We start from the raw sequence: 8,640 nt of genomic DNA, 5'->3' as shown, positions 1-8,640 counted from the left end.
CAAGGCAACGGCGGCGGCAACCAAAGCAACAACGGCAACCAGAACCCTGGCAGCGGGAACGGCAACCAAGGCAACGGCGGCGGCAACCAAAGCAACAACGGCAACCAGAACCCCGGCAACGGGAACGGCAACCAAGGCAACGGCGGCGGCAACCAAAGCAACCCAGGAGACCCCGGCGGCAATCCGAACCCCGGCACGGCCCCTGCCCCGCAACCGGCGCCGGCGGCACCCGCCCAACCTGAGCCGGAGACCGGCCCGCCGGACACCGCGGGGCCCGGCGGCGGACCGGGTAGCGGTGCGCCCGGTGGCGGCGGCGGCTCCGCACCTCCCGCCGGATCCGCTCCCGGCGACTCCCCCGGTTCGCCCGCGCCCGGCGCGCCCGGCGCGCCACCGGCCGCGCCCGCACCGGCATCCGGCGGCGGGCCCGCGGCGCCCGCGCACGAGGTCGCACCCACCAGCGACACCGGCATCCTCCCCGAGCCGAAGCTGCTGTCGGTGATCGGTGGTCTGCTCGCGCTCGGCCTGGCCGGTGGCGGATCGGCGGCGGTCAGTTTCCAAGGCGCCGCCCAAGCCCAGGCTCGCGTCGATGCCGCCCGCGCGGAGTTCTTCGGCCCGCGTGCGTGATCCTCGCGAACGCGGTCCGCAGGCCGGTTCGGTAGGCCTCGTATCCTGACGGCGTGCGCCTGATCGATCTGACCCGGCCGATCCACACCGGCATGCCCGTGTTCCCGGGTGATCCCGAGGTGCGACTGGAACCGGCGCTGCGGGTCGCGGTGGACGGCGTGAACGTGCTGCGCCTGCATCTCGGTTCACAATCCGGAACCCATGTCGACGCCCCGGCCCACCTCGATGACCGCCTGCCCGCGATCGACGAACTGCCGCTCGACCGCTTCGTCGGGCCGGCCCGGATCGTGGACGCCCGGTCCGTGCCGGCGCGGACCGCGATCGGGCCCGCGCTGTTCGACATCGACCTGACACCCGGCGCGATCGTGCTGATCGCCACCGGGTGGTCGTCGAGGTGGGGAACGGCGGAATACCTCGCCCACCCCTACCTCCACCCGGATGCCGCACAACTGCTGGTGGACAACGGCATTCGGACCGTCGGCGTCGACGCCCCGAGCATCGACCCGTCCGAGACCGACGACCTCACCCTGCCCGCACACCGGATCCTGTGCGGTGCGCACGCGGTGATCGCCGAGAACCTCACCGCGCTCGACGAACTGGTCGCCGCGCAGGCGGCGGGCGAACCGATCGAGGTGTCGCTGTTCCCGCTGCCGTTGCGCGGCGGGGACGGCGCCCCGATCCGCGCGGTGGCCCGGATCGGGCACGGACACGGCGGGACGCCGTTCCGGCAATAGCGACGTACATTTTTCCGGAATTAACTATTCGGAATAAACAACTAATAGTGACTAGTGATATTTTCACCCTGGACAATTTACGATTTCGACCACGGAAAGATACGGGCAGGCTATATTTTCTGAACACCCCAATTTGCGGTTCGACAACCCGTCACACCGCTGCTCGATAATTCTGGAGATCGCCATGAGATCGACCTCTTCCCTGTTCCGCGCCGGCTTTCTCGCGCCGGTGGCCGTCGCTACCGTCTTTTGTCTGGCCGCGCCGGTGAATGCGGCGCCCGTCAGTGTGAACTGGAGCTGCCGGGGCACCGTCCTCGGCATCGGCCAGACCTCGAGCATGAACACCACCGTCACCGGCACCGCACCGGCGTCGGCGGCCTCGGGTTCCGCGGTGGCCATCACCATCACGCCGGGCGCCTCGTCGGTGCCCAGCTCGGCCTCCGGGTTCACCGTGAACAACATCAGCAATCTCAAGATGACCATTCCGACGCCGGCGAATTCGACATTGGTCTCGGCGACGGCATCCGGCGGCACCGTCGCGGGCAGCGTCTCCACCTCGGGCGGGAACGTGGTGCTGACCGTGCCGGGTCCGATCGCCGGCGGCACCAGCTTCACCCCGCCCGCGGTGACCGTCAACGTCACCGCCGGCGCCGCGGGCACGCCGATCACCAGCAAGTACGCGGGCACGAGCTACACCAGTCCCGGCATGACGATGACGACCAACGTCTCCTTCGTCGGCAATGTCGCGACCTCGTGCTACCCGAACCCGTCGCCGACCCTCACCACCACGACCGTCACCTAGGCCCGCCGCGGGGCGGCGCGGCACGATGATCGCCGACCGTCCGCGGTGGTTCGGACCGGGCCGGGTCGCGTCGGCGACCCGGTCCGCTCGCCGCCCGCCGAACCCGCGACCATCACGCCGACAATGGTTGCCCCGCTTGAGGTTTGAGCCCGAAATGCGCACCATCGCGCCGACCCCGTGTCGTACAGTGCATGTCCTTCAGGTTTCAAGTGATCGATGGGAAAGCCTGTGTGCCCGACGACAAGCGAACCCGCCCGGATCTCGGTGCAGCTCAAGCGAGCGCTGGAGTTCTATCACGGAACCGTCGAAGATCTGTCCCGCGAAATGATCAGAGTGCTCGGCGTGAACGAAACCGACCGCCGCGCACTGGAGATCGTCCTGCTCGAGAGCGAGCAGCCGACGACGCCGGGAAGGCTGGCCGAACGGCTCGGCCTCACCGCGGCGGGCGTCACGGTCATGCTCAACCGGCTGGAGAAGCAGGGCTACATCACCCGCTCGCTGCACCCGACGGATCGCCGCCGGGTGATCGTGATGGCCACCGAACTCGCGGCGCACCGTATTCAGGAACTCGTCGTGCCCATGATTGTCGAGAGCTACAAAATGTTGCTCACCTATTACGACGCCGACGAACTAGAAATAATCGCCGATTTTCTCACCCGCGCGGGCGAACTGCAAAAAGTCCATCGCGAACGACTGCGCGACGTGGATCCCTATCCGAGGCCATGAGACCGACCGGCCCACGGTCGCGACAGTTGCCGGGAGAAAGCAGGAGTTCGGATGCGCACCGTCGACAACAGCGAAGAATCAGCGTCCGAACGGCTGCGGCGGCAGCTGTCGCGCGCGGGCGTCACCGCTGCCCTGGTGACGGCGGCGATCGGGTTGGCGATCGCGGCCGGGGCGGATACGAGCCCGCCGTCGCGGGCGAACGGCACCTCATGTACCCCCGCCGAGCCCGCGAAGACCGACCCCACCCCGCCCATCGACGCTCCGGGTGTGGACCCCGCGCCGGGTGAGCAGCCCGCTTCCAGAGGGGAACCGGCACCGGGCGAGACTCCCGTTCCGGCGGAGGAGGCAACCGCTCCGGCCGAGGCACCCGCCTCGAATGAAACGGCGGGCACCGACACCGAAACACCCCAGCCGACTGCCGAACCGACGAACACGGCGACCGCGACACCAGAGACGACTCCCGTCCCCACAGACAGCCCCACGGAGACCTCGGCGGGCATGTCGGTCAGCGCGAGTTTCTCTGCCACAGTGAGTCTTTCGATCCACAGCCCACCCACCGTGCGGTTCCCGGATCCGGCTGGCCCGACCTCGACGGTGACCGTCACGCTCCCACCGACAGCCACGGTGACCGCCGATCCGAGCACGGTCACGGCGTCGACTCCCCCGTCGACCAGCACCGTCCCGTCCCCCGACCCGACGACACCACCGCCGCACACAACGACGACCACGGAGCCGCCGTCGACCACGACGCTCCGGCCGCCGTCGACCTCCTCTTCGGCTCCGCCGACCACTCGGCCCCGTACGACGACCACGACCGCGCACCCCACCACGACACCCGCCTCCCCACCCCCGCCGAAGACGACCACCGCGTTTCCACCCCGGACGACGACCACACCCCCGACCTCGACGACGCCGACCCGTCCCACGCCGTCGATCGCGCACCCACCGACCTCCGCACGGCAGCGCACTCCCGAGCGGTAGCCCCCGTCAGGCTTCCGGACGGGTTGCCCTACCCGGCCGGGACGATGTTCTGGTTGAGATGGAAGAGGTTGCCCGGGTCGTAGATCTGCTTGATCGCCGCCAGGCGGTCGTAGTTCGGGCCATAGTTGGCGCGGATGCGGTTCTGGTCGTCGGCGGCCATGAAGTTGATGTAGCCGCCGTCGGCGGTGTGCGGTTCGAGCGCCGCGTAGTAGTCGCGCACCCACGCGACATGGGATTCGTTGTCGCTCGGATCCGGCCACATGCCCGCGATGACGGGGGCGAAGTTCGCGGTGCGGTAGGCGAACGCGGTGGCGTCCACCGCGACGTCGTGCACGGCGCCGTCGATCGGGTAGAGGTGCATGGTGGACTGCACGGTGGGGACCTTGGGGCCGAACGCGAGATGCGCGGCGAGGGCGCCGTCGGTGAGCTCGGGCTGGAACGCCGCCTTCCAGTAGTGCTGCAATCCGGCCGGAAGCAGCCCGTCGAACGCGCTGTTCAGGGCCGGGTAGGGCATCCGGCCGACGTGCTCGGCGACCGGCGCCGCGACCGCGCGCAGCTCCGCGAGCAGCGCTTCGCCCTCCGCGTCGCCGCCGTTGAAGCACGAGACGATGAGCAGGAAGGGCTCACCGACCCTGTCCTCCGGGATGAACGGGAGTGGTGGGGCGATCTGGAAGGCCGGGAAGGCGCCCATGGCGCGGGGGGCCGTGGCGATCCAGTCGCGGTAGGTCCGCAGCAGCTCGTCGGCGGCGTCGAGTTCGAAGAACATGGGTCCGCCGTAGATGGTGTCGACCGGGTGGAGGTCGAACTCCATCTCGGTCACCACCCCGAAATTGCCGCCGCCACCGCGCAGTGCCCAGAACAGGTCGGGGTGTTCGGTCGCGTTCGCGGTCACGAAGGTGCCGTCGGCCAGGACGACATCGGCGGAACGCAGGTTGTCGATGGAGAGCCCGTGGGCGCGGGCGAGGTAGCCGATGCCGCCGCCGAGGGTCAGTCCGGTGACGCCGGTGGTCGAGATGATGCCGCCGGTGGTGGCGAGTCCGAAGGTGTGCGCGGCGTGGTCGAAGTCGCCCCAGGTGCACCCGCCCTGGACGCGGGCGATCCGGCGCTCGGGATCGATACGGATTCCTTTCATCGCGCCGAGATCCAGGACGATGCCGTCGTCGACGGTGCCGAACCCGGGCACGCTGTGCGCGCCGCCGCGCACGGCGAGGTCGAGTCCGCTCTCCCTGGCGGCGCCGACGGCGGTGCGCACGTCGGCGACGTCGACCGCGCCGACGACGGCGAGCGGGGTGCGGTCGATCATCCCGTTGTAGACCGAGCGGGCCTGGTCGTAGCCGGGTGAGCGCGCCGTGATCACCTCCCCGCGGACCGCTTCGAGCATGGTCAGTGCCGGTGTGCCGTTCATTTCCGCTCCCTGGGGTACTCGTCGGGCTTGCTCACCTGGGACGCTACGGAGCGCCCGCATCGCGCGCCTGACCTGATCTGATCGAATCGGCGCAGGTGACAGGGGGTCAGATCGGACTATCTCGGTGGCCGCCGAATCCGGCTATGGTCGAGAAGTGACGGAATCGGCGACGCCGAGCAGCGGCACGACCTTCGTCGGCCGCCGCGCGGAGGTCGCGCGACTCGAAGCCGTCTGGGCCGCGGTCGAGAGCGACCGACGGCAGGTCGTGTTCGTGGGCGGCGAGCCGGGTGTCGGCAAGACCCGGCTGGTGAGCGAGGCGGCCGCCGCACTGCGGGCACACGGCGCCACGGTGCTCACCGGCGCGTGCCGCCAGGATCTCGACATCCCCTACCGGCCCTTCGTCGCGATCCTCGAGCAGGCGATCGAGCAGACCCCGCCGGACGTACTGCGGGCGATCGCGCCCGCGGCGGCCGCGCCGCTGTTGCGGCTCACGCCGGCCGTGTCGCGGTATTGGCCGTCGGCCCAACCGGTTCCGGACGACCGGGACTCCCGACCCGCCCTCTTCGACGCCCTCCTGCGGGTGTTGCTGGCGCTCGCCGAACGCTCCGCCCTGGTGCTGGTGCTGGAGGATCTGCACTGGGCGTCGGAGCCGACGCTGGCGATGCTGACCCATCTGGTCGAGTCCACGGCCGGGGAGCGGCTGCTCGTGCTGGCGACCGTGCGGACCACCGCGCCGGACCGCACGGACGCGGTCGGCTTCGCCCTCGCCGATCTGTACCGCCTCGACGGTGTCGCCCGGATCGACCTCGTCGGGCTCAGTACCGAGGAGGTCGCCGAGTACCTCGTCCGGGCGGCCGGGGTGTCGCCCGGGGCGGCCCGCTCCGCGGCGCCCGTCCTGCGTGATCACACCGGAGGCAACCCCTTCTTCCTCCGGGAGTACTGGCATGACCTGGCGAGCCGGGGCGGCCTGGACGCGGTGCGATCCGGTGGCGCCGCACCGCGATCGGTGCAGGACGCGCTGGCCCGGCGGCTCGCGGCCTTCGAGGTCGAGCACGCGCGGGTGATCGAGCTGGCGGCTGTCGCCGGTGACACCGTCGACCCCGAGCTTCTCGCCGACGGCGGCGACTCCGACACGGTCCTCGCCGGCATCGATGTCGGCGTGCGCGCCGGACTTCTCGTCACGGGCGCCGCGGACGGCGAGTATCGCTTCGCGCACGCGCTCGCTCGCCAGGCCGTCCTCGACCGGATGTCGGCGGGTGAGCTCGCGGCCGCGCACGCGCGGGTCGCGCTGGCGATCGAACAGCGCGACCCTACCCGGGTGGCCGCGCTGGCGCACCACTTCTTCCGGGCCCGTGCGCTCGGCCACGCGGACAAGGCCGTCCACTATCTCGTCCTCTCCGCCCGTCAGGCCGAGCGCGGCATCGCCCAGCGCGAGGCGGCGGCGCTCTACGAACGCGCCGCGCAGGCGCACGCCGGGCACGGACCGACCAGGGTCGAGCTCCTCTCCGCGGCGGCGCGCTGTCACCTGCACGGCGGCGACTTCCCGACCGCCCGCCTGCTCTACGAGGAGCTCGCCACCGACAGCGACCCCCGCGTCCGGCTGGCCGCCGCGATCGGGCACGAGAACGCGTCGTGGCGACCCTCCGCGAGCGGCAGGCGCACACTGGCCCTGCTGAGCGAGGCGCTACGGGCCGCGGCGCTGGACCCCGACGATCCGCTGTCGGTGCGCGCGCACGCGAGCATGGGGCGGGCCGTGTCGTTCACCGGCGATGCCCCGCGCGCACGCCGGATCGGCGACGACGCGCTGGCGCGGGCCAGGGCGATCGGCGATCCCGAGCTGCTCGCGCACGCCCTGTGCACGACACTGTGGCAGGGGATCCGCCCCGATCTGGCGCCCGAGCTGCTGGCCAGGGCGATCGAGCTCAACGACCTCGGCGCGCGCCTCGGCGACGACGACTACCGGGGCCCGGCCGCCTTTCACCGTGCGGTGTTCGCCTACCTGCTCGGCGACGAGCCGACCTGGAGCAGCGCCCAGCGCGATCTGACCGAGCTGGCGCTGACTCGGGGCCAGCCGTTCTTCCGGTACGTCTCCGGCTGCTCGCGCTGCGCGCACCGGTTCGCGGTCGGTGATTTCGCGGGCGCCGAGCGGATCAGCGATTGGCTCGACGACCAGTTCACCCACGAGTTCGGCGGCGCCACCGAGGGATCGTGGGGCGTGCAGCAGTTCATGCTCCGACGGGTCACCGGCGGGCTCGACCAGGTTCGTTCGCTCATCACCGGGCGGGAGAGTTTCGACGAGCACTGGCTGCCCGGCCTGTTGGCCCTGTACACGGAACTCGAGATGTGGCAGCCCGCCGAGCGGCTGCTGACCCACCTGTGCGATCGGCTCGGCGACCACCGGTTCGGCGCGCAATGGGCGGGGGTGCTGGCCTTCGCCGCGGAGGCCGCGGCCCGGCTCGACGACACCGCGGTGGCGGCGACGCTGCGCCCACTGGTGGCCGAGTACGCCGGAGCCAATCTGATGGCGGGCGCGAGCGTCGCGGTGTTCGGGAGCGCGGATCGCTATGTCGCCGAGCTCGACTCCGTGCTCGGTCTGCCGAGCGCCGACACCCATTTCGAGCGCGCGCTCGCGATGGACCGCCGGATGGGCGCGCTGACCCACCAGGCCGAGACCTTGGCGGCCTGGTACCGGCACCGGGCCCGCCGGTCCGATGCCGGGCCCGGCCCCGCCGCCATCGATCTGGCCACCGAGGCACGCGCGCTCGCACGACGGATCGGGCACCGCCGCATCCTGCGGGAGCTGGAGGCGGACCCGGCGCCCCGGGTCGAGCGCGCCTGTCTACCGAACGGGCTGACCGAGCGTGAGGTGGAGGTGCTCCGGCTGGTCGCCGACGGGCTGTCCAATCGCGAGATCGGTGAGCGCTTGTTCATCAGCGCCAACACCGCCGCCAATCATGTGCGCAGCATCCTGATCAAGACCGCCGCCCCCAACCGCACCAGGGCCGCGATCTTCGCGGCCGAGCACGGACTGCTCTAGCCGACTGCCCGCCCGTCCGCCGTCGACACGGGCGCGAAGGCGCCGTCCGGCGAGATCGTGCCGGACAGTTCCATGATGGCGTCGGCCGGGATGCCGGCGCGGACCGCGGCGGCGCGGATCGCCTCGACGTTGTCGGCCTCGTAGAGGCAGAACGTCTTGCGTTTGTCCAGGGACAGGAAGGAACTGAGCCAGCGCACGCCGAACTCGTCATTGATCCGGTTGATCTCCGCGGCGGTCTCCGGGGCCACCTCGAGCTGTTCGGCGAATTGCCGCTCCACCATGAATACCGGCATCGCAACGCCCTTTGATCGTGCTCGGGCGGCGGCCGTGC

Annotated in this window: 8 protein-coding genes and 1 pseudogene; 5 read left to right on the top strand and 4 right to left on the bottom strand. The window is 70.9% G+C overall.

Going from position 1 to position 8,640, the window contains the following annotated elements; translation table 11 throughout:
- Together AB0H56_RS23125 and AB0H56_RS23120 are read left to right on the top strand one after the other, a co-directional pair.
- Window positions 1-624 (top strand): annotated as a pseudogene (locus AB0H56_RS23125) (hypothetical protein); the annotation flags it as partial.
- Between the two features lie 53 nt (window positions 625-677).
- Entirely contained in the window at window positions 678-1,358 is a 681-nt protein-coding gene (locus AB0H56_RS23120; protein WP_357166855.1) for a cyclase family protein, read from the top strand.
- 63 nt (window positions 1,359-1,421) lie between these two features.
- On the opposite strand, the gene AB0H56_RS23115 is transcribed toward AB0H56_RS23120, so the two are convergent.
- On the bottom strand, window positions 1,422-1,913 hold the full coding sequence (locus AB0H56_RS23115) for a hypothetical protein (RefSeq protein WP_357166852.1): 492 nt from the start codon (window positions 1,911-1,913) through the stop codon (window positions 1,422-1,424).
- Between the two features lie 25 nt (window positions 1,914-1,938).
- On the opposite strand from AB0H56_RS23115, the gene AB0H56_RS23110 reads away from it, so the two are divergent.
- Together AB0H56_RS23110 and AB0H56_RS23105 are read left to right on the top strand one after the other, a co-directional pair.
- Window positions 1,939-2,160: a hypothetical protein gene (locus AB0H56_RS23110; protein ID WP_357166849.1), complete on the top strand. Its 222-nt coding sequence runs from the start codon at window positions 1,939-1,941 to the stop codon at window positions 2,158-2,160.
- 264 nt (window positions 2,161-2,424) lie between these two features.
- Complete coding sequence (locus tag AB0H56_RS23105) at window positions 2,425-2,886, top strand: MarR family transcriptional regulator (RefSeq protein WP_357166846.1); 462 nt, start codon at window positions 2,425-2,427, stop codon at window positions 2,884-2,886.
- On the opposite strand, the gene AB0H56_RS23100 is transcribed toward AB0H56_RS23105, so the two are convergent.
- Together AB0H56_RS23100 and AB0H56_RS23095 are read right to left on the bottom strand one after the other, a co-directional pair.
- Window positions 2,871-3,854: a hypothetical protein gene (locus tag AB0H56_RS23100; protein ID WP_357166843.1), complete on the bottom strand. Its 984-nt coding sequence runs from the start codon at window positions 3,852-3,854 to the stop codon at window positions 2,871-2,873. The genes AB0H56_RS23105 and AB0H56_RS23100 overlap by 16 nt on opposite strands.
- Before the next feature lie 41 nt (window positions 3,855-3,895).
- Entirely contained in the window at window positions 3,896-5,272 is a 1,377-nt protein-coding gene (locus AB0H56_RS23095) for an FAD-binding oxidoreductase (protein WP_357166840.1), read from the bottom strand.
- 154 nt (window positions 5,273-5,426) lie between these two features.
- Between AB0H56_RS23095 and AB0H56_RS23090 the strand changes: the two genes are divergently transcribed.
- The gene (locus AB0H56_RS23090) at window positions 5,427-8,309 is read left to right on the top strand and encodes an AAA family ATPase (RefSeq protein ID WP_357166837.1); all 2,883 of its coding nucleotides are present in this window, start codon (window positions 5,427-5,429) and stop codon (window positions 8,307-8,309) included.
- Here AB0H56_RS23090 and AB0H56_RS23085 read toward each other — a convergent pair.
- Window positions 8,306-8,602, bottom strand: a complete 297-nt coding sequence (locus AB0H56_RS23085) for a DUF4242 domain-containing protein (RefSeq protein ID WP_357166834.1) — start codon at window positions 8,600-8,602, stop codon at window positions 8,306-8,308. The genes AB0H56_RS23090 and AB0H56_RS23085 overlap by 4 nt on opposite strands.
- Window positions 8,603-8,640 lie beyond the last annotated feature (38 nt).

It is taken from the genome of Nocardia sp. NPDC050717 (assembly GCF_040654275.1).
Classification (GTDB): Bacteria; Actinomycetota; Actinomycetes; order Mycobacteriales; family Mycobacteriaceae; genus Nocardia.
Note: the sequence above shows the minus strand (reverse complement) of the source record. Positions and strands in the feature narration are given on the sequence as shown.